This is a genomic window from Pseudomonas sp. PA15(2017) (assembly GCF_001945395.1).
In the GTDB taxonomy this organism is placed as follows: domain Bacteria; phylum Pseudomonadota; class Gammaproteobacteria; order Pseudomonadales; family Pseudomonadaceae; genus Aquipseudomonas.
Genome location: NZ_MSXV01000030.1, coordinates 48,296 through 72,309, shown reverse-complemented (window position 1 = coordinate 72,309; position 24,014 = coordinate 48,296). Strand labels below are relative to the sequence as shown.

Sequence of the window (24,014 nt, the reverse complement as noted above, 5' to 3'; positions counted from 1 at the left end):
GCCGAGGTCGAGCAGTTGCTGCTGAATGGGCATAAAAAATCCGATACCAGGAGGCTGGTATCGGATTTTCTAGAAACCCCGGCTTGGACTCAAATGCTTAAGTGAACAGCATTACGCCTTTCGGCGGGTTTTTTATGCGCGCCGTTCGGGCCTCAGTCGAGCCTGACCAGCACCCGCCCCGCCTGCTCGCCCTGCAGGATGCGTTCGATGGCTGCCGGCAATTCGCCAAGCCCGACTTCGGTGGCCAGGGATTCCAGCTTGGCCAGCTTCCATTGCAGCGACAGCTTGTCCCACATCGAGGCCTTGACCACCAGAGGCAGCTCGACCGAGTCGACCCCCAGCAGATTCACGCCACGCAGGATGAACGGCAGCACGCTGGCCTGGAAGTCGACGCCGGCGGTCAACCCGCAACAGGCCACGCTGCCGCCGTAGCGGGTGGCCTTGAGGACGTTGAACAGGATGTCGCCGCCCACTGTATCCACCGCGCCACTCCATTGCTCGCGCAGCAGCGGCCGGTCACTGCCGCTCTGCAGCTCCAGCCGCGGCACCACCTGCGACGCGCCCAGACGCGTGAGCATGTCGGCTTGCTGGGCCTTGCCCGTGGCGGCGCTCACTTGATAACCCAGCGTGCTGAGCAGCAGCACCGCGATGCTGCCGACTCCACCACTGGCGCCGGTAACCAGTACCGGCCCATTCTGTGGCTCGACGCCGGCCTGCTCCAGCTTGTCGACGCACAACGCCGCGGTCAGGCCCGCGGTACCGAGAATCATCGCCTCGCGCAGTGACAGCCCTTGCGGGCGCTTGATCGCCCAACTGGCGGGCACCCGGATGTACTGGCCAAACCCACCGGCCGTGTTCATGCCGAGGTCGTAGCCGGTAACGATCACCTCATCACCCTCGGCGAATTCGGCAGCGCTGGAATGCTCCACCACGCCAGCTGCATCGATACCCGGCGTATGCGGGTAATGCTTGCTGACGCCGCGCTGCCCGGTGGCGGACAGTGCATCCTTGAAATTCAGCGAAGAATAGCGAACGCGGATCAGCAGCTCACCAGCGGGCAAATCGGCCACGTCGCGCTCGACCACTTGCAGGCCGAAATGGCCATTGGTGTCGGGCGCAGCTTGCAGCGCAGTGAAATTCGTCATCCAGACCTCCTTGATCCGCTCGTGCGGAGAGTGCGGGTTACCAGAAGCGCTGCTGGGTCAGACGGCCCAGCCAGGTCAGGGCAAAGCGATCCAGCGCTACGCTGGCAGCCAGGCCGACACGCTCCTGCAGGGATTTCTTCTGCACGTAGTGCAGCTGGTACAGGTCGGCCTCGCGCGCACGCTCGGCCAGGTATTCGTCGCTGGTTTTCAGTTCGTCGACCAGTTGCTTCTCCATGGCCGCCATGCCGAGCCAGACTTCACCAGTGGCGATCTCGTCGATTTCCAGCTGCGGGCGGTAGCGGGCCACGAAGTTCTTGAACAGCTCGTGGGTGGTTTCCAGGTCTTCCTGGAATTTCTCACGACCCTTTTCGGTGTTCTCGCCGAATACCGTCAGAGTGCGCTTGTATTCACCGGCGGTCAGCACTTCGAAGTCGATGTCATGCTTTTTCAGCAGACGATTGACGTTGGGCAGCTGGGCGACCACGCCGATGGAGCCGAGAATGGCGAACGGAGCGGAAATGATCTTCTCGCCGATACAGGCCATCATGTAACCGCCACTGGCAGCTACCTTGTCGATGCACACCGTCAACGGCACGCCGGCCTGACGAATGCGCACCAGTTGCGACGAGGCCAGGCCATAGCTGTGCACCATGCCACCGCCGCTCTCCAGGCGCAGCACCACTTCGTCCTGGGGCGTGGCAAGGCTCAGCAGCGCGGTGATCTCATGGCGCAGGCCTTCGGTGGCCGAGGCCTTGATGTCGCCATCGAAATCGAGCACGTAGACCCGCGAGCGGGTTTGCGGCTGCTTCTTGGCAGCCTTGGCAGCCTTGGTTGCTTCCTTGGCCTGCGCCTTGAGCTGCTCCTTGTCGAGTATCGATTGCTCGAGACGCTGGCGCAGCGCCTTGTAGAAATCGTTGAGTTTGGTGACCTGCAACTGGCCGCCACTGCGACGCCCCCGGCTGCGCAACACGGCAACCGCTACCAACACGACCAGAATGGCCACCACGAGCGTTACCGTCTTGGCCAGAAACCCTGCGTAATCAGCAAGAAACTCCACACACTTCCCCTTTATCCAATCGTCAGCCTCGCCTGGAGGCCCGCGTCATTCAGCATACCGGCGCTACCGGGTAGCGACCAGCCAGCGCACGGGGTTTTGCCGCCGCCACGAGCAATTCAAACAAACGTATGAATTTTCGTTGACAGCTTCCGCCCATCCCTCCTACCCTCGCCTCACATTCAAGGTTCCCGGGTTGCAGCACACGTGGGCAGCATCTACCTGATTCGACATGGCCAGGCCTCATTCGGTGCAGAGGATTACGATGTCCTCTCGTCGCTGGGCGAGCGCCAGTCGACTTTGCTCGGCAGCCATCTTGCCCAGACCGGCCTGCGGCTCGATCGCGCGGTCAGCGGCAGCCTGACCCGCCAGGTCCATACCGGCCGCCTGGTGCTCGAACAGTTTGGCCAAGCACCGGCGCTGGAAACCGATGCTGCCTTCAATGAATTCGACGCCGAAGGCATGATCCGTGCCCTGCTCCCCGCGCTGTTGCCGAGCGAGCCCCAGGCGCTGGACGTGATGCGCAACGCCGCGCACAACCGTGACGAGTTCCAGCGCCTGTTCGTGAACCTTATCGACACCTGGGTCGGCGGTGACTACGACGCACCAGCACTGCAGAGCTGGCAGGCCTTTCTGGATCAGGTCAACGGCGGCCTGCAGCGTCTGCTAGAACAGGCCCACGGCCGCGAGCGTATCGCCGTGTTCACCTCCGGTGGCACCATCACCGCCCTGATCCACCTGCTGACCGGCATGCCGGTCGCCAGCGCGTTCGCCATGAACTGGCAAATCGTCAACACCTCGCTAAGCTGCCTGAAGTTCCAGGGCGCGCGGGTGACTCTAGCTTCCTTCAACAGCCACGCCCATTTGCAGCTGTTGAACACCCCATCGCTCATTACCTATCGCTGAGCGACGGTCAACGCGCCCGCATGGGCGCAGAACACTCGGAAACCACAAGGAAACCACCATGAGCGTCGCAGACATCGTCCAAACCATGAAGGCCAAGTTCAACCCAAGCGCCGCCGAAGGCCTGGACCTGGTTTTCCAGTTCAACATCGAAGATGCCGACAACCACTACCTGATCGTCAAGGACGGCACCTGCGACGTGAAACAGGGCGACAGCCCGGACGCCAACGTCACCCTGATCATGGACAAGGAAACCTTCAAGGGCATAACCACTGGTGAAACCGACGGCATGCAGGCGTTCATGGCCGGCAAGCTGCGCGCCGAGGGCGACATGATGCTGGCGCTCAAACTGAGCGAACTGTTCCCGGTCTGAGTAAAGGCGAACGGCTCGAATCGCGAAACCGGAATCCCAGGATTCCGGTTTTTTTTGGCCCGCTATTCTTGGCGACTGTTCTACAGGCCGTCGCCAGCGCCGACGTCAAGGATTGCCCCGACGTTTTTTTGCCCGGCCCCCTCAGCGCATCAGCGGGTTTGATTCGCCACCAACAGCCGTATCGATAAGCCTGCGCCGCGCTTGTGGCCCGACGCCAGGCTGATTAGATTGGCTCCATCAGCACCGCCAACGACAATTAGAAGGGATCGGCATGACACTCACCGACCGGCCCGGCGCCATTCGCCGGGGTGAAGAACTCGATGCCGGCGCCATCGATGCCTACCTCAAGGCTCACATCAGCGACCTGCACGGTGAACCGCAGATCAGCCAGTTTCCGGGCGGCGCCTCCAACCTGACCTACCTGCTGCGTTATGCAGACCGCGAACTGGTGCTGCGCCGACCGCCTTTTGGCCGCAAGGCCAAGTCGGCCCACGACATGGGCCGTGAGTTCCGTATTCTCAACCAGCTCAGAGACGCCTTCCCTTACTGCCCGCAGGCGTTCGTGCACTGCACCGACGAGTCGGTGATCGGCTCCGAGTTCTACGTCATGCAACGTATGGATGGCATCATCCTGCGTGCCGACCTGCCGGCAGAGCTGCAACTGACGGCCGAGCAAACCACCACCCTGTGCAAGAGCTTCATCGACCGCCTGGTCGAGCTGCACCAGGTCGATTACCAAGGCTGTGGCCTCGCCGACCTGGGCAAGCCCGATGGCTACGTGGCGCGGCAGATTACCGGCTGGAGCGAGCGCTACGACAACGCGCGCACCCCCGACGCGCCCGCCTGGCAGGCGGTTCGCAGCTGGTTGCAGGCGAAGATGCCGGCCGACCACCCGCGACCGGCCATCGTGCACAACGACTACCGCTTCGACAACGTGATCCTCGACGCCAACGACCCACTACGCATCATCGGCGTGCTCGACTGGGAGCTGACCACCCTCGGCGACCCGCTGATGGATCTGGGCAATACCCTGGCCTACTGGATCGAAGCGGACGACCCGGCGCCCGTGCAACTGATGCGTCGCCAGCCGAGCAACGCGCCCGGCATGCTGACTCGCCAGGCCTTCGTGGATTACTACGCCGAGCGCGCAGGCATCCGCATCGACTGCTTCGATTTCTATTACATCTACGGCCTGTTCCGCCTGGCCGGCATCGTCCAGCAGATCTACTACCGCTACTACCACGGGCAAACCGCCGACAAGCGCTTCGCCTCCTTCGTGCAGATGAACGCCTTGCTCGAACAGATGGCCCTCGGGGTCATCGCGCGCTCATCGCTCTGACGCCCTTCCTCACCGAGACTCACCCCATGTCCAAGACTCAGTTGTTCGACCTCGATGGCAAGATCGCCTTCGTTTCCGGTGCCAGCCGCGGTATTGGTGAAGCCATCGCCCATCTGCTGGCCCAGCAAGGCGCCGAGGTGATCGTCGCCAGCCGCAAGCTGGACGACTGCCAGGCCGTGGCCGACGCCATCGTCGCCAAGGGCGGCAAGGCCGTGGCGATGGCCTGCCATATCGGCGAGATGGAACAGATCCAGGCGGTGTTCGCGGAGATTCGCCAGCGCTTCGGCCGGCTCGACATCCTGGTCAACAACGCAGCGACCAACCCGCAATTCTGCAACGTGTTGGATACCGACCTGGGCGCCTTCCAGAAGACCGTCGACGTGAACATTCGCGGTTACTACTTCATGTCCATCGAAGGCGGCAAGCTGATGAAGGACAACGGCGGCGGCAGCATCATCAACGTGGCATCGATCAATGGCGTGTCGCCGGGTGAATTCCAGGGTATCTATTCGGTGACCAAGGCGGCGGTAATCAGCATGACCAAGGTGTTCGCCAAGGAATGCGCGCAGTTCGGTATTCGCTGCAATGCCCTGTTGCCGGGGCTGACCGACACGCGCTTCGCGTCGGCGCTGACCAAGAACGAGGCGATCCTCAACTTCGCCCTGCAGCGCATTCCGCTCAAGCGCGTCGCCGAGCCGAGCGAAATGGCCGGCGCGGTGTTGTACCTGGCCAGCGAGGCATCGAGCTACACCACCGGCGTGGCGTTGAATGTCGATGGCGGGTTCCTGTCCTGAGACCTGGCTGCGAGCCTTGAGGCTATCGTGTCGCTGTATGGGCGATAAAAGGCAGAAACAGCCACTCAGCGATTGGGTGGGAGAGGCTTTAGCCGCGAGCTCTTTGCGCCCCATATGCGATACGTGAGCTGTGGTTGTCCATTGTTATTGCGTTGCTCATACGTCCGGTTCCGCTCTGCCGAGCGGGTTTCTTTTGGCATCGCCCGGATGGCCGGCCCCGCCAAAAGAAACCAAAAGGTCTAGCCCCAGCATACGGCCCCAGCTTCGCTGGGGTTCCCTCGCGCCATCATCGCTCCGAGGGCGCGCCTCGAAGGGCCATCCCTGGCCCATCGCGGCTCTCGCGGCATCCATGCCGCTCAACCCTCTCCACGACGATTACGATCGGCCTCCTGAAGGGGCGATTGGTGTCGCCTACCAATTTTGTGGCATGAGGAGCACCAAAAGGCAAAGCGGCCGAACGGCTGCTCCCGCCACACTCCGCTCATTGCAGATGGGCCACATCCGCGCTGCAGCAACTCATTGCCAATCCTTGAGCGCCTGATGAGCCGCCTCGTTCATCGGCTCGGCCAGAAGCCCCGTAGGCGTCAGGCTGACGTTGAACACTGCCTTGTCGGCCATCGGCAGGTAGGTCACGCGGCGCGCCTGGGCGTCGAACATGAACAGGTCGTGCTGGCCCAGGCGCAGCCAGCGCCACAGGTCCACGCCATACGGGCTGTGGGTCAGCTCGGCCTGGGTGTAACGTGCCTGGTTCTGCTGCTCGATGGACAGGAAGCGACTGTTGAGTTTCTCAAGTCGGTAGCCCGGCTCCAGGCCGATCAGCGCGGCCAGCCCCTGCCACTGCAGCAGGCGCACGTCGAGTTGCCACAGATCGCCCTCCAGATTGACGCTGCGCTGCACGCCATCCTGGAGAATATCGACCTGATAGACGTTGGCCGTACCATGAAAGCTCAGGGTCAGCAGCGGCTTGTTGGCGGGTAACGGTTCGTAGCGGCTCAGGTCGTACGCCACCAGCCCCACCAGCACCGCAGCGGCAAGAAACACCAGACCGCTGGTGCCACGCAACCAGGCCAGAAACCAGCGCCCGCCAAAAAGAACGCGCAGGGCGATGAACAACACCAGCAATGCCAGCAGAGCCGTTGCCCAGGCGAGCGCGTTGTACTGCATCGAATCGATTCCTTGTAAGTGAAAATGTCGGCATTATGCGCAGCGCATTCGCCTGCGAATAGCGCCGTTGCCGCACAATCGGATACAGGTCGCCTTTTATGTCTTTCCCCTTCGAACTCGCCGTCGATCCCACGACGCTGCTGTTGCTCGCCCTGGTCGCCTTCATCGCCGGGTTCATCGATGCCATCGCCGGCGGCGGCGGTCTGCTGACCATCCCCGCCCTGCTCACCACCGGCCTGCCGCCGCACCTGGTGCTGGGCACCAGCAAGCTGTGCGCGACCTTCGGCTCGGGCACCGCGAGCTACACCTTTTACCGGCGCAAGCTGTTCAACCCCGGCAAGTGGAAGAACGCAATGGCGGCCACGGCCATCGGCGCGATCAGCGGCGCCATATTGGTGCACTGGATGCCGGCCGAATGGATCAACAAGATGCTGTCAGTGGTGGTGTTCGCCTGCGGCATTTACCTCCTGTTCGGCAAAACGCCCGACGCGCCACTGGACGCCGATCTGCCCATCGCCAAACGGCGGCAATGGCCACAAGGCATCGGCCTGGGTTTATATGACGGCGTGGCGGGCCCGGGAACCGGCGCATTCTGGACGGTCAGCACCCTGCTGATGTACCCACTGGACCTGGTACGGGCCAGCGGCGTGGCGCGTTCGATGAACTTCATCAGCAACGCCTGCGCCCTGGCGGTGTTCATCGTTGCCGGTCAGGTGGCCTGGATGCTGGGGCTGTGCATGGGCTTTTCATTGATGGCAGGCGCTTTTCTCGGCGCGCGCACGGCGATTGGCGGTGGCTCGAAGTTCATCCGCCCGGTATTCATCCTGGTGGTGCTGGGGCTGACCACGCGGCTGGTCTGGCAGCACTGGTTCAGCGCCGCCTAGGTTTTTCAAGGGCCTGCCAAGCGGCTGGCCACGTACGAGTCGATCAGATAACGGGCGATCGAGCGCGAGGCCGGTAATGGTGGCAGCGCATGGACGGAGAACCAGCGCGCGTCCTCGATCTCCTCTTCCTGCATGACGATCTCGCCACCGGCGTAGTCGGCATGAAAGCCGAGCATCAGCGAGTGCGGAAACGGCCAGTTCTGGCTGCCCTGATAGCGAATGTTGCAGACTTCGACGCCCACCTCTTCGCGCACCTCGCGAGCGACGCACTGTTCTACCGATTCACCCGCTTCGACGAAGCCGGCCAGGGTGCTGTACACCCCGCTGACGAAGCGCGGCGACCGCGCCAGCAGTACGTCGTCGCCGCGGGTGACCAGCACGATCATGCTCGGCGACAGGCGCGGATAGTGGCGTAAGCTGCACGCCGGGCACTGCATCGCGCGCTCGCCGGGCACCTGTAGCATCGCCGTTGCGCAACTGCCGCAGAAACGGTTGTCGCTGGCCCAGGTGCCGATCTGTGCGGCAAAACCGAGCATCTGGAACAGCTCGGCGTCGCCTTCGATCATCACCTGGCGCAACGATTGCCACTGGCAGCCCGGCAGCTCGGCTTTGCCCCGCAATTCGAGCAGGTAGACCGGCTCCCCGCGAAAATGGCCGAGGCCATGCTCGGCGATTACCGGCAGCTCCTGCTTCTTCAACCACTCGCGGGGAAACAGCAGGCCATTGGCATCGCCCAGAAAATGCTGACGATGGTGGGCCAGCACCAGGCCGCCAGGCTGCTCGGGGTCGAGCAGCTCGGGTTGCCAGTGCGCGGTGATCAAGCCGCCACCTCCTGACCCAGAGCGCGCACGCTTTCTTCAGCCAGATCCAGCACGCTCGGCTGGACCAGTCCGGCGTCGGCTTCCAGGTAGTATTCCAGGCTGCTCAGGGCATCGGCGAGCACTTCCAGGCGCGCTTCGGCGGGCATCTGCTCGGTGTCGAGCATCTGCGTCTGGATGTAGTCGGCACAGGCGCCCACCAGCGTCGCCGCGCGCTCCTGACCGAGGAACCACAGGCCGCCGCGCACCGCCTGCAGGCTGAACGGCACGTTGGACAGGTGCATGCGGTCGCCGGACGACTCCAGGTACGCGGTAATCGCCCGCTTGGCCAGCGCCAGGCCGGCACGGGCTTCGTCGAGCACCACGATGCGCGCTTCGAACAGTTGATGCTGGGCGAAGGTACAGACCTCCGGCTCGACCCGTGGCATGGCCACGCGCTCGCCACGCTCGAGGGTCGCTACCATGCCTTCGACATACAGCACGGCGTCGGCCAGAGCGATCAGTTGTTCGGACTCGACCGGCGCGCCTTCGCACCAGGCGCTGACGACTGGCAACTGATTGGCCAGCGAATTGCCCGCCGAGCTCAGGCCGACCATGGCCAGCGTCTTGCTCAGCTTGCCGAGCAACGCGTGCAGGCTGGTCAGGCCATCGGCCTGCAGGGTGCCGCGCTCGCTCAGGTCGAGCAGGTCCTTGACGCTGGCCAGCTCCTCGCGAATCGCCGAGCTCAGCGAACGCATCACCGCCTTGCCGGGGCCGGAGAGGCGCTGGTATTCCTCTTCAAGCAGGTGATCGGTGAACGGCAGCGCGTTGATGCCGAACAGCTCGCGCACTTCACCAGCCAGCGGGCCGCGGCCGGCGGACAGCGCGACCAGATACAACAACTCCTTGAGCAGACTACGCGGTGGCTCGTAAGAGCCGTTGAACAACATCTGCCGCAGCTCGCGATCGATGCGCGAGAACAGCTGCTTGCGCGATTTGCGCGGCAGCAACTGGCCATCGTTCAGTGCCTCCACGGCCGCCGCGCCGAGCCAGCACAGGCGCCCGCGGGGCTCGTTGGCGAACAGGCCGTCGAGGCGGCTCATGGCCCGACCCATCAATTTCATGCTGGCAGCCGGGCTCTGCTCGCGGATATAGCCCAGCAGGCCGACCTGATACATCTGCCGCAAACGGCGGCCTTCGCCTTCCTTGGCAGCCGCATCCAGTGCCGGTGGCACCATGCGCGGCCGGGTCTGGTCGAGGCGGACGCTGAAAAAGAAACTTTCCGGCAACGGCGGCTGCTTGCACGCCTGACGCAGGTCGTTGATCGCCGGCAACAGCAATTCGGGCATTTCCTGGCGATGGGCATCCAGCCCTTCGAGATAGCGGCGCAGCACGTGCAACGCATTGCTGAGCGCCGCCAACTGCGCGTCGCGCTCGTTGCCGACGCCAGCGGGGATATCGGTGGCCTGGTCGAGCACTTCCTGGGCGAGCAATTCTGCGCCGGTCAGCTCGATCAGGTTGAGCGTACCGCGCACCTGCTGCAGATTATCGACGGCCTGCTGCAGCAGGCTGCCGTTATTGCGCTCGACGATGAACTGCTCCAGGCTCGCCTCGGCCTCTTCGATCGTGGCGAACAGTTCGTCGCGAACCAGCCCCAGTGACGATGCTCCAGAAACCATTCGCTAGTGTGCCTCCCGCACAGGTGATGAAACCGCGCTCAATCAGCGAACTCGGGATTCTGCTTGTTCATATGGGCCATCATCGCGACACGCAGGTCGGCCGACTGCAGCATGGCGGCGTTCCAGGTAGCGACGTATTCGAGCCCGTCGTCGACCCGGTGATCACGCATGTAGCGAATCATTTCCTTGGTGCCACGCACGGCAACCGGCGATTTTGCGGCGATCGCTCGCGCAATGTCCATCACGCCGGCCAGCAATGTGTCGTAGGTCTCGAATACGCGGTTCACCAGGCCGATTTCCTTCGCTTCGGTCGCCTCGACGACGCGGCCGGTATAGGCCAGCTCGCGCAGCATGCCGTCACCGATCAGGCGCGGCAGCCGTTGCAGGGTGCCAACGTCGGCGGCCATACCGATGTCGATTTCCTTGATGGCGAACTGCACGTCCGCGCTGCAGTAACGCATGTCGCAGGCGCTGATCAGGTCGATGGCGCCGCCCAGGCAGTAACCCTGGATAGCGGCCAGCACCGGCTTGCTGCAGTGATCGACGGCGTTGAACGAAGCCTGCAGCTCGAGAATCTTGCGGCGCAGCGTTTGCGCATTGCGGCCGACATCCTTGCCCAGCTGCGTGCTTACCTGAGCCAGCAGGTTGAGGTCGATACCGGAAGAAAAATGCTTGCCGGCCCCCGAAAGCACCACCACGCGCACTTCATCGGTCTCGTCGGCCCAGCGGAAGATATCGATGATTTCCGTCCAGAAGGCGGCGTTCATCGCATTGATCTTGTCCGGCCGGTCAATCACCACATGGGCGATCTTTTCCTGCAGCTCGACGCGAAAAGCCTGATATTGCCCCATGAAAGTCATCCTTTTTGAAGGAGGCCGAACGGCCCACGACACACGCTGCAAAACAGCCGCGCCACTATAGCAAGCGGCGCTGGAAAGTCGATCATGGCCGCCGTGACGGGCCGCACCGCCCGCCACGCCGACGGTGACCTACTTCTCGACGATGCAATCCACCGTGTAGTAGCTGCCCTGCTCGCCTTCATGGCGCTGCAGACCGTGCACGTCGGCATCGAAGCCCGGGAAGCGCTGTTCGAAGGCCTGGGCGAAACGCAGGTAATCGATGATCGAGCGGGTCGCCGCGGTGAAACGCTCGCCCGGCATGATCAGCGGAATGCCAGGCGGATACGGCACCAGCATCACCGCAGCGATGCGTCCTTGCACCTCATCGACCAGCACTTCCTCGACTTCACCGCGCACCAGCTGATCGTATGCATCGGCTGGCTTCAGGGCGATTTCCGGCAGCATCGTGTACATGCGCTTGAGGGACTTGGCGGTGGCGTTCTCGCGGTAGCAGTCGTGCAGCGCATCGCACAGGTCGCGCAGGCCCATGCCCTGGTAGCGCAGCGCGCCTTCGCGGGCGACCGAGGGCAGCACCGAACTCAACGGCAGGTTGGCGTCGTAGCTGCGCTTGAATTCCAGGAGTTCGGTGAGCAGTGTGCTCCACTTGCCCTTGGTGATGCCCATGGAGAACAGCACCAGAAACGAATACAGGCCGGTCTTCTCGACCACCAGCCCGCGCTCCCAAAGGAACTTGCTGACCACCGCGGCGGGAATGCCGCGCTCGTCGAGGCGGCCGCCGGCGGTCAGGCCGGGCATCACCAGGGTCACCTTGATCGGGTCGAGCAACACGTAGTCTTCGGCGACGTCACCGAAACCGTGCCAGTCGGCCTCCGGCTGCAGCAGCCAGTCCGGCGTCGCCACATCGTCGGCGCCCTCGGTCTGCGGCGGCTGCCAGATGCTGAACCACCAGTCCTCGCTGCTCAGACTCTGCCCCAGGTTGGCCAGGGCACGGCGGAAACTCAGGGCTTCGTCGAAGGTTTCCTGGATCAGCGAGCGCCCGGCCGGGCCTTCCATCATCGCCGAGGCCACGTCCAGCGAGGCGATGATGCCGTACTGCGGCGAGGTGGAGATGTGCATCATGAAGGCTTCGTTGAAGCGGTCGCGGTCGAGCTGACGCACACCTCCGTCCTGCACGTGGATCATCGACGCCTGGCTGAAGGCCGCCAGCAGCTTGTGGGTCGAGTGGGTGGTGAACACCATCGGGCCGCCAGCCTCGCGGCTGGTACCCATACCGTAGCGTCCGGCGTAGAACTCGTGGAACGCGGCGTAGGCGTACCAGGCTTCGTCGAAGTGCAGCACCTCGACCGAATCGCCCAGCGTGCGCTTGATCAGCTCGGCGTTGTAGCACAGCCCGTCGTAGGTCGAATTGGTCACCACCGCCAGCTTGACCTTGGGCTCGCGGCCACGTGCCAACGGGCTGGCGTCGATCTTGGCCTGGATCGACTCGCGGGTGAATTCGCTCAGCGGAATCGGCCCGATGATGCCCAGTTCGTTGCGCTCCGGCGACAGGTACAGGGGAATCGCGCCGGTCATGATGATGGCGTGGAGGATCGACTTGTGGCAGTTGCGATCGACCAGCACCAGGTCGTCACGGCCGACCATCGAATGCCAGACGATCTTGTTGGCGGTCGAGGTGCCATTGATCACGAAGTAGGTGTGGTCGGCGCCAAAATTGCGCGCGGCGCGCTCCTCGGCAGCGGCCAGCGGGCCGGTGTGGTCGAGCAGTGAGCCGAGTTCCGGTACCGAGACCGACAGGTCGGAGCGCAGCGTGTTCTCACCGAAGAACTGGTGGAACGCCTGGCCCACCGGGCTCTTGCGATAAGCCACGCCGCCGCCGTGGCCCGGCGTGTGCCAGGAGTAGTTGGATTGCGCGGTGTGCTGCACCAGCGCCTTGAAGAACGGCGGCAACAGGCCATCGAGGTAATTGCGCGCGGCGCGGGCCACCTGGCGGGCCAGGAACGGCACGGTGTCTTCGAACAGATAGAGAATGCCGCGCAGCTGATTGAGATCGGCCATGGCTTCGGCCGGGGCGTTCTCGATGGTGACCTGCTCGCCCAGGGCGAAGATCGGCAGCTGCGGCGCGCGGCGTCGGGCGATGCGAATCAGCTCGACCATGTCCTGCAGCAGGTGACGGTTTTCACCGGCACCCTCGGCGGCGACCAGGATGCAGGCCAGGCCGTGATGGGTCGAGGCGACGATATGGCCTTCCGCGGAGCTCGCGGTGGACAGAATGGTGAAGCCGTCCTGCTCCAGCTCGGCAGCGATGGCCCGCACCCGTTCACCGGCCACGGTATCGGCCTTGATGTCACGATGAACGATGAGAACCGGGAACTTGAGGTCTTTGTACATCAGCACCACCTGAGGTCATGCGGGATGAACCCGCTATGCCCTCAGGGTAGAGACTCGCCGCGGAGGACGGAACCCCTCGCGCAGAGCGCTATACGAAAAGGTCGCAATTGACCGATCAGGAGGCGGATGTGCCCTGCTCGGCCGCTTCCATCTGCACCCACAGGGCCGGCGCACCGGCGGCCTTTTCGATCACCGCCAGGCGTGCGGCGTGGGCTTCCAGATCGTCGGTGCTGGCAGCGATCACCGCGCCACGCGGCCGCTCGGCGGGCAGGCGGCGAATCGGCGTGGCCTGCTGACGACCGCTGCCATCGCCATCGGCGCCTTCGCCGGCCAGCGACAGGTTGGTCTGCCCACCCGTCATCGCCAGGTAGACGTCGGCGAGAATCTCCGAGTCGAGCAAGGCGCCGTGCAGTTCACGGCCGGAGTTGTCGACACCGTAGCGCTTGCACAGGGCGTCGAGGCTGTTGCGCTGGCCCGGGTGACGCTCGCGCGCCATCTGCAGGGTATCGAGCACGTCGCAATAGGCCGCGATGTCCGCGCGTTCGTGCTGGCCGATCAGGGCGAACTCGTTGTTCAGGAAGCCGATGTCGAACGGCGCATTGTGGATGATCAGCTGCGCGCCCTTGATGAACGCGTGGAACTCGTCGGCAACGTCCTTGAAGCGCGGCTTGTCCTTGAGATCCTCGTTGGTGATGCCGTGCACCGCGATGGCGCCTTCGTCGATCTCGCGATCCGGCTGCAGATAGATGTGGAAATGCCGCCCGGTCAGGCGCCGTCCCTCGACCTCCACACAACCGATCTCGATGACCCGGTGGCCATCGTTTACCGGCATACCGGTGGTTTCAGTATCCAGTACGACTCTACGCACGCTTCACGCTCCTGATGTCTTCGACGCCACGGTTGGCCAACTGGTCGGCCCGTTCGTTGCCGGGGTGGCCGATATGGCCGCGCACCCATTGCCAGGTCACGTTGTGGCGATTGACCTGCTCGTCCAGTTGCTGCCAGAGGTCGGCATTCTTCACCGGCTCCTTGGCAGCGGTCTTCCAGCCGCGCTTCTTCCAGCTGGGCATCCACTCCTTGATGCCCTTCATGACGTACTGCGAATCGGTGACCAGGCGCACGTTGCACGGACGCTTGAGCTCGGCCAGGCCGCGAATCGCGCCCATCAGCTCCATGCGGTTGTTGGTGGTCACGGCCTCACCGCCCCACAACTCCTTCTCGACACCCTGGAACACTAGCAATGCACCCCAGCCACCGACGCCCGGATTGCCCTTGCAGGCACCGTCGGTGTAAAGCTCAACTTGATCGGACATGCAGCGCCTTTATCTATGGTCTGATTTCGATGTGCGGGGCCAGCTCAGGCGCCGTCGCGGTCGCGACGACTGATCTTGGCCACCGGCATGGGCACCAGCTTGCCCATCGGTTCGCGGCGGGACTGGCGCAATGGACGCAGGCCGACCACCAGCTTGCGCGCCACCAGTACGTAAAACCCACCACCTGGCGACTGCCAGGCGCCGCCCCAGCGTTCCAGGGCAGCCAGCCGAGCCTGCCAGGCCGCCGAAGCAAGCGGCGGACGATAACATCCGAAGCGCCGTTTCTCCAGCGCGAAGCCCAGCAGGTTGAGCCAATCACCGAGGCGCCCCGGGGCAATGCAGCGGGCGTCGTGCAGCACGTCATGGGCGAACAGATGGCGCACGCCCCAGGCACTCATCGGGTTGATACCGACGATCAGCAGGTGTCCGCCCGGGCGCACGCTGCGCGCCGCCTCGCGCAGCAAACCGTGGGGTGACTGACTGAAGTCCAGGCCGTGCTGCAGCACCACCACGTCGGCTGCGTGCTCGACCAACGGCCAGGACTGCTCCTCGCAGGCGATCTCTACACCGGCGAACGGCGCGCCCAGGCGCACGCTGCGCTGGATCTGCTGGGTTTCGAGCGAGGTTTCGGCGCAAGGCCCGTAATGCACCAGGTAGCCCCCGAAAAATCGCGCCAGCTCCTCATCGAGCAGGCGCTGTTCCTGCTCGAGCAGCAGGCGGCCCAGGGGGCTGGTGAACCACTGGCGGGCTGCACCGATCAGTTGCAGCCAATCGGCATCGGCCTGGGCAAAGGGATCGTCGGTCATGGACGCTTGCTCATGGAAAGTACCTGCACAGTCATTTCTAAGAACCTGTTCAAAGTCTGCTGCGCGTCGGCACTGCGGCGTTTAAAACAGGCTCCAACGATGACACCTGGGGTCCGTTGACGTTTCACCGACGGGAACACAGCTCGCGTTGCAGCGTCAACAACTCCTAAGATGCACCTTTGTCCCCAGCTTGGCGACCACCTGATGATCAAGATCGAAGCCCTCAGCGCATTCTCCGACAATTACATCTGGCTGCTGCAGGACGCACAGCACAAGCGCGTCGCGGTGATAGACCCCGGCGATGCCGCACCAGTGCAGGCCTGGCTGCGGAAGCATGGCGACTGGACGCTGAGCGACATTCTGATCACTCACCACCACAACGACCATGTCGGCGGCGTCGAGCAGCTGCGTCACGACACCGGCGCGCGGGTCTACGGCCCGGCCACCGAGAAGATTCCAGGCCGTGACCAGGCGCTGGTCGATGGTGACCGTATAGACGTGCTGGGCCTGGCCCTGCAGGTCTTCGAGGTGCCCGGCCATACCCTCGGACATATTGCCTTCTATCAACCCGATCAGCACTGGCTGTTCTGCGGCGACACCCTGTTCGCCGCTGGCTGCGGGCGCTTGTTCGAGGGCACGCCCCTGCAGATGCACCAGTCGCTACAGCGCCTGGCGGCCCTGCCGGACGACACGCTGATCTATTGCGCCCACGAATACACCCTGAGCAACCTGCGCTTCGCCAAGGCCGTCGAGCCGGGCAACGCGGACATCGCCAGACGTTTCGAGCAGGTCGAGGCATGGCGGCGGGGCGGGCAGATCAGCCTGCCATCCAGCCTGAAGCTCGAGCGGGCTACCAACCCGTTTCTGCGCGCCGCTGAAACATCAGTTAAAGAAATGATCGCCAGCCGTGAGGGTCGCACCCTGGCCAGCGAGGGTGAGGTTTTTGCCGCGCTGCGCGCCTGGAAAGATCGCTTCTGAAGCGCCGACTGGCCCGCAAAAATCTGGTCAAAACTTGACCACCCCTGGATCGGTTTCTAGAATCCCCCGACTTTCGATCCAGGATACCCCCCGTCACCAATGCCCTCTTCCCGACCTAACTCATTGAATTCAAAGGCATTGGCCCTGCGCTATCCAGCGCTCGCCCTGGCTGTTTGTACCGTACTCAGCGGCTGCCAGAGCCTCGATCAACAGCAGGTGGAGAATGGTCCGTCGGTGGATTTGAGCGGCAGAACGCCGCACCAGCCGTTGTGGATCGAGGCTACGGCCAAGGCCGAGCAGCCCAAGGATATCTGGGAGCGCGTGCGCGCCGGCTACAAGCTGCAGGACGCCATCGGCGTCAACCCGCGTATCGAACAGCAACGCCTGTGGTTCTCCAGCAACCCGGCGTTCGTCGAGAAGGCCGGAGAACGTAGCAACCCCTACATTCATTACATCGTCGAACGTCTCGAAGAGCGCAACATGCCGATGGAGCTGGCGCTCCTGCCGATGATCGAGAGCGCTTACAATCCCTTCGCCTACTCGCCGGCCGATGCTGTCGGTCTGTGGCAGTTCATCCCGTCCACGGGGCGCAACTTCAACCTGCGCCAGACCCGCTGGTACGACGGCCGCCGCGACGTCACGGCCTCCACCCAGGCGGCCATGGATTACCTGGCGCGCCTGCATGAGATGTTCAACGGCGACTGGCTGCTGGCCCTGGCGGCCTACAACGCCGGCGAAGGCCGGGTCAGCCGCGCCATCGAGCGCAACCAGAAGCTCGGCCTGCCGACCGACTACTGGAACCTGTCGCTGCCCCAGGAAACCCAGAATTACGTGCCCAAGCTGTTGGCCCTGTCCGAGGTGGTCATGGCCCCGGCCGCATACGGTGTGAGCCTGGCACCGATCGCCAACGAGCCTTACTTCGAGGAAGTGGAGCTCAAGCAGCGTATGGATCTGGCCCGCGTCGCCGCCCTGGCCGAGATAGACGAAGACGAGCTGTACCTGCTCAACCCCGCCTTCAAGAAACGCGTGACCATGGACGGCCCTCAGCATCTGCTGGTACCGACCCAGAAAGTGGAGCTGCTGACGGCCAACCTGTCGACGCTCAAGCCCGAAGATCGCGGCATGCAGGAGTACGTGGTGCGCGCCGGCGACAACCTACACGGCATCGCCAATCGCTACGAACTAAGCGTTGCCAGCATCAAGGAGCTCAACCAGCTCACCGGCAACACCCTGGCCGTGGGCCAGCACCTGAGCCTGCCGACCAGCCTGCAAGCGCTGCCCGACAAGGCGCCGCAGCGCGCCATCAACACCGCCGTGGCCTCGCGCAATTACACCATTCGCAATGGCGACAACCTCTGGCAGATCGCTAAGGCACACAATGTGTCGGTCAACGATATCCAGCGCTGGAACGCCCTGAAGGGCAACTCGCTGCGCGTTGGGCAGACCATCAAGCTGCAAGGCAGCAACGCCAGCGCGAAAGCCGTCGCCGACGTCACCTACTACAAGGTGCGCAAGGGCGATTCCCTGCACCTGATCGCCAAGCGTTTCAACGTGCAGATGCAGAACCTGCAGAGCTGGAACCCGCGTACCGGCAAGGCCCTGAAACCGGGCCAGGTACTGACCCTGCGCCTGCCCAACTGACGCGCACTGCAACACTCTTGACGCGAGCCGCCGGGGCCGCTCTTTTTCCTGTACAGACAAGCTGTTACTGTACGGAAACCTTGCTGCCCCGGATCGGATACTGCTCTTGAGACGCCCCCTCCTCTCGCTGTTTTTTGGCCTGGCCACCAGCTTCCCGGCCTCGGCAACGCTCAGCGAAAGCCACGGCTATGCGCAGTTCGGCGCGCTCAAGTATCCCGCCAGCTTCACCCACTTCGACTGGGTCAACCCCGAAGCCCCAAAGGGCGGCACGCTGCGCATCATGGCCGCTGGCAGCTTCGACACCCTCAACCCCTATACGCTCAAGGGCACCAGCCCGGTGGCCACCGCCAACTTCCTGCAGTACGGCGTGACCGAACTGAACGAGCCATTGATGGTGGGCACCGGCCAGTACGACCCCTCCGGTGACGAACCGGCGTCCAGCTACGGGCTGATCGCCAGCTCCGTCGAATACAGCGAAGACCGCAGTTGGGTGGTATTCAACCTGCGCCCCGAGGCGCGCTTTCACGATGGCAAGCCCATCACCGCCTACGACGTGGCATTCTCGTACCGATTGCTGCTCAAGGAAGGCCACCCGCAGTACCGCACCAGCCTGCAGGAAGTGAAACGGGTCGATATCCTCAACCGGCACCGCGTGCGTTTCGTGCTCAAACGCGCCGACAACCCGCTGCTGATCCTACGCCTGGGCGAACTGCCGGTATTGCCGCAGCACTACTGGAAAGATCGTGATTTCAAGGCCACCACCTTCGAGCCCCCGCTGGGCAGCGGCCCCTATCGCATCACCCAGGTCAACCCGGGGCGCAGCCTGACCTTCGAGCGGGTCAAGGACTGGTGGGGCGCATCCCTGCCGGCCAATCGTGGCAAGTACAACTTCGACCGGGTCGAGGTGGACTTCTACCGCGACAGCCATGTCGCTTTCGAAGCCTTCAAGGCCGGCGAATTCGATTTCTATATCGAGCAGCAGGCCAAGAACTGGGCCAATAACTACCGTTTTCCGGCGGCCACACGCGGTGACGTGGTGCGGGCGGAAATCCCTCATCAGATTCCCACCCAAACCCAGGCGCTGTTCATGAACACCCGCCGCGCCACCTTCGAGGATGCGCGCGTGCGCGAAGCGCTGGGCTTGATGTTCGACTTCGAGTGGACCAACCGCACCCTGTTCAACAGCTCCTACACCCGCGCCGCCAGCTATTACCCGAACAGTGAGTTTTCCGCCAGGGGCAAACCCGAAGGCGCCGAGTGGCTGTTGCTGTCGCCGTATCGCGGGCAGTTGCCGGCAACGCTGTTCACCGAACCATTCAAGATGCCGGTGACCGACGGGCGCGGTATTCCGCGTGAAACCATGCGCCGCGCACTCGGTCTACTCGCCGAGGCCGGCTGGAAACCATCGGGCCAGCGCCTCAGCAACGCCAAGGGCCAGCCGCTGCGTTTCGAGATCCTGCTGGTCAACCCCAATCTGGAGCGCATTCTCCAGCCATTCACCGAGAACCTGGCCAGCGTCGGCATCCAGGCCAACCTGAGAACCGTGGATCGCGCCCAATACAAGCAACGTCTGGATCGCTTCGAGTTCGACATGATCCTGCTGACCCTGCCGCAAACCCTCAGCCCCGGCCTGGAGCAATCGCTGTACTTTCACTCCAGCCAGGCCAGCGTGAAAGGCGGCAAGAATTACGCCGGCATCAACGACCCGGTCGTCGATGCCCTGCTCGAAAAGCTGCTCTCTGCCCGCACCCGTGATGAACAGGTGGCCGCGACCCGCGCCCTGGATCGCGTGATGCTCTGGCAGTACTACACCATTCCCAACTGGTACATCGACTATCACCGCCTGGCGTACCGCAACCGCTTTGCCTTCGTCGCCACGCCGCCCTACACGCTGGGGCTGCGCAGTTGGTGGCTGAAACCCACGGAGACCGCACGATGACGCACCCACTGCGTGCATTTCTCATGCACGGCAGCGCCTTGCTGCTGCTTGGCCTCGCCAGCCTCGCCCAGGCCGCGCCGCAACACGCCCTGACGCTGTACGGCGAAGCGCCCAAATACCCGGCCAACTTCAAGCACTTCGATTACGTGAACCCGGACGCGCCCAAGGGCGGCGTGCTGCGCCTGCCAGGGCTCAACGGTTTCGACAGCTTCAACCCGTTCATTCCCAAGGGCAACGCGGCCGACCGCATCGGGCTGATCTACGACACCCTCACCTATCATTCGCCGGATGAGCCCTTTACCGAATATGGCCTGCTCGCCGAAAAGATCGAGAAAGGCGCCGACGACAGTTACGTGCGTTTTTACCTCAATCCCAAAGCGCGCTTTCACGACGGTGAACCGGTTACCGCCGAAGATGTGATCTTCACCTTCAATACCTTGCTCGAACACGGCGACCCGCTGTACCGCCACTACTATGCCGACGTCGCCGAGGTGGTCGCCGAGAACGAGCGCACCGTGCGCTTCAGCTTCAAGCATGCCGGCAACCGCGAGCTGCCATTGATCCTCGGCCAGTTGCAGGTGCTGCCCAAGCATTGGTGGCAAGGCCGCGATTTCTCCCGGGGCAGCCTGGAGCCGCCTCTGGGTAGCGGCCCTTACCGGATCGCCGACTTCTCGCCGAACAGCTCGATCCGCTTCGAACGCGTCAGGGACTGGTGGGCCAAGGATCTGCCGGTAGCACGCGGCATGTACAATTTCGATGAAATCCGTATCGACTACTTTCGCGACATGGCCGTCGCCCTGGAGGCCTTCAAGGCCGGCCAGTTCGACGTCAACCTCGAATACTCGGCCAAGGACTGGGCCACCGGCTACAACTCGCCGGCGCTACGTGCGGGGCGATTCGTCCAGGAAGCGTTCCCCAACCGTAACCCGGCCGGCATGCAAGGCTTCGTGTTCAACACCCGTAAACCGATGTTCCAGGACCCGCGGGTACGTGAGGCGATTGCCCAGCTGTTCGATTTCGAATGGGCCAACAAGCAGTTGTTCTACGGCGCCTACAAGCGCACCCACAGCTACTTCGAGAACTCGGAAATGGCCGCCAGGGGCCTGCCCAGCCCGGCCGAGCTGAAGCTGTTGGAGCCGCTGCGCGGACAGATTCCCGACCGTGTGTTCACCGAAGCCTTCGCACCACCGGTCAGCGACGGCAGCGGCATCATCCGCGACCAGGCCCGCCGCGCCTATCAGTTGCTCACCGAGGCCGGCTACCGGATCGAGAACGACAAGATGGTCGATGCCAACGGCAACCAGCTGGCCTTCGAATTTCTCAACACCCAGGCCAATCTGGAGCGGGTGATCCTGCCGTTCAAGCGCAACCTGGCCGAGTTGGGCATCGACCTGCAGATCCGCCGTGTCGACGTTTCCCAGTACATCAACCGTTTGCGTTCGCGGGACTTCGACATGACGTCGTCGATCTGGCCGCAATCGAGTTCGCCCGGCAACGAACAGCGCGAGTTCTGGCACTCCAGCAGCGCCGACAACCCGGGCAGCCGCAACCTCATCGGCCTGCGCGACCCGGCGATCGACAAGCTGGTCGAGGGGCTGATTCAGGCCGACTCCCGCGAATCGCTGATCACCCATACCCGCGCCCTGGATCGCGTGCTGCTGTGGGGCAACTACGTGGTGCCCAATTACTTCGTAGATGCCTACCGCGTCGCTTACTGGAAACGCTTCGGCCACCCCGAAAAATCACCGCTGTACGACTACGGCCTGATGACCTGGTGGCAGGAAAAGCCGATCGGCGAAGTGGTCAGCCGTGAAGACGCATCCACCGCCGAGCAGGACGAACGCTAGATGCTGGCCTATATCCTGCGGCGCCTGCTGCTGATCATTCCCACCATATTCGGCATCCTGGTCATTAACTTCGCGATCATCCAGGCCGCGCCCGGTGGCCCGGTGGAACAGATGATCGCCAAGCTGGAAGGCTTCGACGCGGCCGCCGGTGGCGCCACGGGGCGCATCTCCGGTGGCGGCGGCGAAGTGTCCACGGCCGGCTCCAATTACCGCGGCGCCCAGGGCCTGGATCCGGAGTTGATCGCCGAGATCGAGAAGATGTACGGCTTCGACAAGTCGGCCCCCGAGCGCTTCTGGATCATGGTCAAGAACTACGCCCAACTGGACTTCGGTGAAAGCTTCTTTCGCGATGCCAAGGTCATCGACCTGATCATGGAGAAGATGCCGGTGTCCATCTCCCTCGGGCTGTGGAGCACGCTGATCATGTACTTGGTGTCCATCCCGCTGGGGATCGCCAAGGCCACTCGGCACGGCAGCGCTTTCGACGTATGGACCAGCTCGGCGATCATCGTTGGCTACGCCATTCCCGCATTCCTGTTCGCCATCCTGCTGATCGTGCTGTTCGCCGGTGGCAGCTATTGGGACTTCTTCCCGCTACGCGGCCTGACGTCCAGCAACTTCGACGAGTTGAGCCTGGGCGGCAAGATTCTCGACTATTTCTGGCACCTGGCCCTGCCGGTCACCGCCCTGGTGATCGGCAACTTCGCCACCCTCACCCTGCTGACCAAGAACAGCTTTCTCGACGAGATCAACAAGCAGTACGTGACCACCGCCCGCGCCAAGGGCCTGAGCAACGCCCGCGTGCTCTACGGCCACGTGTTCCGCAACGCCATGCTGCTGATCATCGCCGGCTTCCCGGCGGCCTTCATCGGCATCTTCTTCACCGGCTCCCTGCTCATCGAGGTGATCTTCTCCCTCGACGGCCTGGGCCTGTTGAGTTTCGAGGCGGCGATCAACCGCGATTACCCGGTGGTCTTCGGCACCCTGTTCATCTTCACCTTGCTGGGGCTGGTCGTGAAACTGATCGGTGACATCACCTACACCCTGGTCGATCCACGCATCGACTTCGAAAGCAGGGAGGCCTGAGCCATGGCACTTTCCCCGCTCAATCAACGCCGCTTCGAACGTTTCAAAGCTCACAAGCGTGGCTGGTGGTCGCTGTGGATCTTTCTCGCCCTGTTCTTCGTGACCCTGGGCGCCGAGCTGATCGCCAACGACAAGCCGCTGGTGGTCAGCTACGACGGCGAGCTGTATTACCCCGTGCTCAAACGCTACCCGGAAACCACCTTTGGCGGTGAGTTCCCTCTGCAAGCCAACTACAAGAGCCCGTATATCCGCGAGCTGATCGAGCAGAAGGACGGCTGGATGGTCTGGCCGCCGATCCCTTTCAGCTATTCAAGCATCAACTACGACCTCAAGGTGCCCGCCCCCGCACCGCCCTCGGCGGCCAACTGGCTGGGCACCGACGATCAGGGCCGCGACGTGTTGGCACGGGTCATCTACGGCTTCCGGATATCCGTGCTGTTCGCCCTGGCGCTGACCCTGGCCAGCTCGGTGATCGGTGTTGCCGCCGGCGCCCTGCAGGGCTTCTACGGCGGCTGGGTGGATCTGGCCGGGCAGCGTTTCCTGGAGGTGTGGTCGGGTTTGCCGGTGCTCTACCTGCTGATCATCCTGGCCAGTTTCGTGCAGCCCAACTTCTGGTGGCTGCTCGGCCTGATGCTGCTGTTTTCCTGGATGAGCCTGGTCGACGTGGTGCGCGCCGAATTCCTGCGTGGCCGTAACCTCGAATACGTGCGCGCAGCCCGGGCCCTGGGCATGCGTAACGGCGCGATCATGTTCCGCCACATCCTGCCCAACGCCATGGTCTCGACCATGACCTTCCTGCCGTTCATCGTCACGGGCGCCATCGGCACCCTTACCGCCCTGGATTTCCTGGGTTTTGGCCTGCCGGCAGGTTCACCGTCGCTCGGCGAGCTGGTCGCCCAGGGTAAGTCCAACCTGCAGGCGCCCTGGCTGGGTATCAGCGCCTTCGCCGTACTGGCCATCATGCTGAGCCTGCTGGTGTTCATCGGCGAAGCGGCCCGCGATGCCTTCGACCCGAGGAAGTAAG

Annotated in this window: 21 protein-coding genes; 11 read left to right on the top strand and 10 right to left on the bottom strand. The window is 63.4% G+C overall.

Annotated elements, in window-relative coordinates:
- Positions 1-152: 152 nt before the first annotated feature.
- Together BVH03_RS10225 and sohB are read right to left on the bottom strand one after the other, a co-directional pair.
- Positions 153-1,145, bottom strand: a complete 993-nt coding sequence (locus BVH03_RS10225) for a YhdH/YhfP family quinone oxidoreductase (protein ID WP_075961057.1) — start codon at positions 1,143-1,145, stop codon at positions 153-155.
- Between the two features lie 37 nt (positions 1,146-1,182).
- A complete protein-coding gene (gene sohB, locus BVH03_RS10220; RefSeq protein ID WP_075961056.1) occupies positions 1,183-2,202 on the bottom strand; it encodes a protease SohB in 1,020 nt (339 codons plus the stop codon).
- Between the two features lie 204 nt (positions 2,203-2,406).
- Between sohB and BVH03_RS10215 the strand changes: the two genes are divergently transcribed.
- The 4 genes from BVH03_RS10215 (at position 2,407) to BVH03_RS10200 (ending at position 5,608) form a co-directional block, all read left to right on the top strand.
- On the top strand, positions 2,407-3,105 hold the full coding sequence (locus tag BVH03_RS10215; protein WP_075961055.1) for a histidine phosphatase family protein: 699 nt from the start codon (positions 2,407-2,409) through the stop codon (positions 3,103-3,105).
- A gap of 58 nt (positions 3,106-3,163) precedes the next feature.
- Positions 3,164-3,475: an SCP2 sterol-binding domain-containing protein gene (locus BVH03_RS10210; RefSeq protein ID WP_075930342.1), complete on the top strand. Its 312-nt coding sequence runs from the start codon at positions 3,164-3,166 to the stop codon at positions 3,473-3,475.
- 271 nt (positions 3,476-3,746) lie between these two features.
- Positions 3,747-4,814 (top strand): phosphotransferase family protein, encoded by a 1,068-nt coding sequence (locus BVH03_RS10205; protein ID WP_075961054.1) that lies wholly within the window; start codon positions 3,747-3,749, stop codon positions 4,812-4,814.
- 26 nt (positions 4,815-4,840) lie between these two features.
- Positions 4,841-5,608: an SDR family oxidoreductase gene (locus BVH03_RS10200; protein ID WP_075961053.1), complete on the top strand. Its 768-nt coding sequence runs from the start codon at positions 4,841-4,843 to the stop codon at positions 5,606-5,608.
- Positions 5,609-6,124: 516 nt separating this feature from the next.
- Here BVH03_RS10200 and BVH03_RS10195 read toward each other — a convergent pair.
- Complete coding sequence (locus BVH03_RS10195; RefSeq protein ID WP_075961052.1) at positions 6,125-6,772, bottom strand: hypothetical protein; 648 nt, start codon at positions 6,770-6,772, stop codon at positions 6,125-6,127.
- Between the two features lie 98 nt (positions 6,773-6,870).
- On the opposite strand from BVH03_RS10195, the gene BVH03_RS10190 reads away from it, so the two are divergent.
- Positions 6,871-7,656 carry a TSUP family transporter gene (locus BVH03_RS10190; RefSeq protein WP_075961051.1) on the top strand — a complete coding sequence of 262 codons (786 nt, stop codon included), beginning with the start codon at positions 6,871-6,873 and terminating at the stop codon, positions 7,654-7,656.
- A 5-nt stretch (positions 7,657-7,661) separates the two neighbouring features.
- Here BVH03_RS10190 and nudC read toward each other — a convergent pair whose 3' ends face one another.
- The 7 genes from nudC to BVH03_RS10155 all read right to left on the bottom strand — a co-directional run bounded on the left by nudC (position 7,662) and on the right by BVH03_RS10155 (position 15,499).
- Positions 7,662-8,474 (bottom strand): NAD(+) diphosphatase, encoded by an 813-nt coding sequence (nudC, locus tag BVH03_RS10185; RefSeq protein ID WP_075961061.1) that lies wholly within the window; start codon positions 8,472-8,474, stop codon positions 7,662-7,664.
- Entirely contained in the window at positions 8,474-10,132 is a 1,659-nt protein-coding gene (locus BVH03_RS10180) for a ferrous iron transporter B (protein WP_075961050.1), read from the bottom strand. The genes nudC and BVH03_RS10180 overlap by 1 nt, the downstream gene beginning before the upstream one ends.
- Positions 10,133-10,170: 38 nt before the next feature.
- A complete protein-coding gene (locus BVH03_RS10175; protein ID WP_075961049.1) occupies positions 10,171-10,983 on the bottom strand; it encodes a crotonase/enoyl-CoA hydratase family protein in 813 nt (270 codons plus the stop codon).
- A gap of 138 nt (positions 10,984-11,121) precedes the next feature.
- Entirely contained in the window at positions 11,122-13,380 is a 2,259-nt protein-coding gene (locus tag BVH03_RS10170; RefSeq protein WP_075961048.1) for an arginine/lysine/ornithine decarboxylase, read from the bottom strand.
- A 115-nt stretch (positions 13,381-13,495) separates the two neighbouring features.
- Positions 13,496-14,248 carry a DNA polymerase III subunit epsilon gene (dnaQ, locus tag BVH03_RS10165; protein WP_075961047.1) on the bottom strand — a complete coding sequence of 251 codons (753 nt, stop codon included), beginning with the start codon at positions 14,246-14,248 and terminating at the stop codon, positions 13,496-13,498.
- The gene (rnhA, locus tag BVH03_RS10160) at positions 14,241-14,693 is read right to left on the bottom strand and encodes a ribonuclease HI (RefSeq protein ID WP_075961046.1); all 453 of its coding nucleotides are present in this window, start codon (positions 14,691-14,693) and stop codon (positions 14,241-14,243) included. Before rnhA ends, dnaQ begins: the two co-directional genes overlap by 8 nt.
- A gap of 44 nt (positions 14,694-14,737) precedes the next feature.
- A complete protein-coding gene (locus tag BVH03_RS10155) occupies positions 14,738-15,499 on the bottom strand; it encodes a class I SAM-dependent methyltransferase (RefSeq protein ID WP_075961045.1) in 762 nt (253 codons plus the stop codon).
- A gap of 204 nt (positions 15,500-15,703) precedes the next feature.
- On the opposite strand from BVH03_RS10155, the gene gloB reads away from it, so the two are divergent.
- The 6 genes from gloB (at position 15,704) to BVH03_RS10125 (ending at position 24,013) form a co-directional block, all read left to right on the top strand.
- On the top strand, positions 15,704-16,477 hold the full coding sequence (gloB, locus tag BVH03_RS10150; RefSeq protein WP_075961044.1) for a hydroxyacylglutathione hydrolase: 774 nt from the start codon (positions 15,704-15,706) through the stop codon (positions 16,475-16,477).
- A 99-nt stretch (positions 16,478-16,576) separates the two neighbouring features.
- Positions 16,577-18,118, top strand: coding sequence for a LysM peptidoglycan-binding domain-containing protein (locus BVH03_RS10145; RefSeq protein WP_075961043.1), 1,542 nt, complete (start codon positions 16,577-16,579; stop codon positions 18,116-18,118).
- 106 nt (positions 18,119-18,224) lie between these two features.
- Positions 18,225-20,057 (top strand): extracellular solute-binding protein, encoded by a 1,833-nt coding sequence (locus BVH03_RS10140; RefSeq protein ID WP_075961042.1) that lies wholly within the window; start codon positions 18,225-18,227, stop codon positions 20,055-20,057.
- Positions 20,054-21,904, top strand: a complete 1,851-nt coding sequence (locus BVH03_RS10135; RefSeq protein WP_075961041.1) for an extracellular solute-binding protein — start codon at positions 20,054-20,056, stop codon at positions 21,902-21,904. Before BVH03_RS10140 ends, BVH03_RS10135 begins: the two co-directional genes overlap by 4 nt.
- Entirely contained in the window at positions 21,905-22,990 is a 1,086-nt protein-coding gene (locus BVH03_RS10130; RefSeq protein ID WP_075961040.1) for a microcin C ABC transporter permease YejB, read from the top strand.
- 3 nt (positions 22,991-22,993) lie between these two features.
- Positions 22,994-24,013 carry an ABC transporter permease gene (locus BVH03_RS10125; protein ID WP_075961039.1) on the top strand — a complete coding sequence of 340 codons (1,020 nt, stop codon included), beginning with the start codon at positions 22,994-22,996 and terminating at the stop codon, positions 24,011-24,013.
- Position 24,014 lies beyond the last annotated feature (1 nt).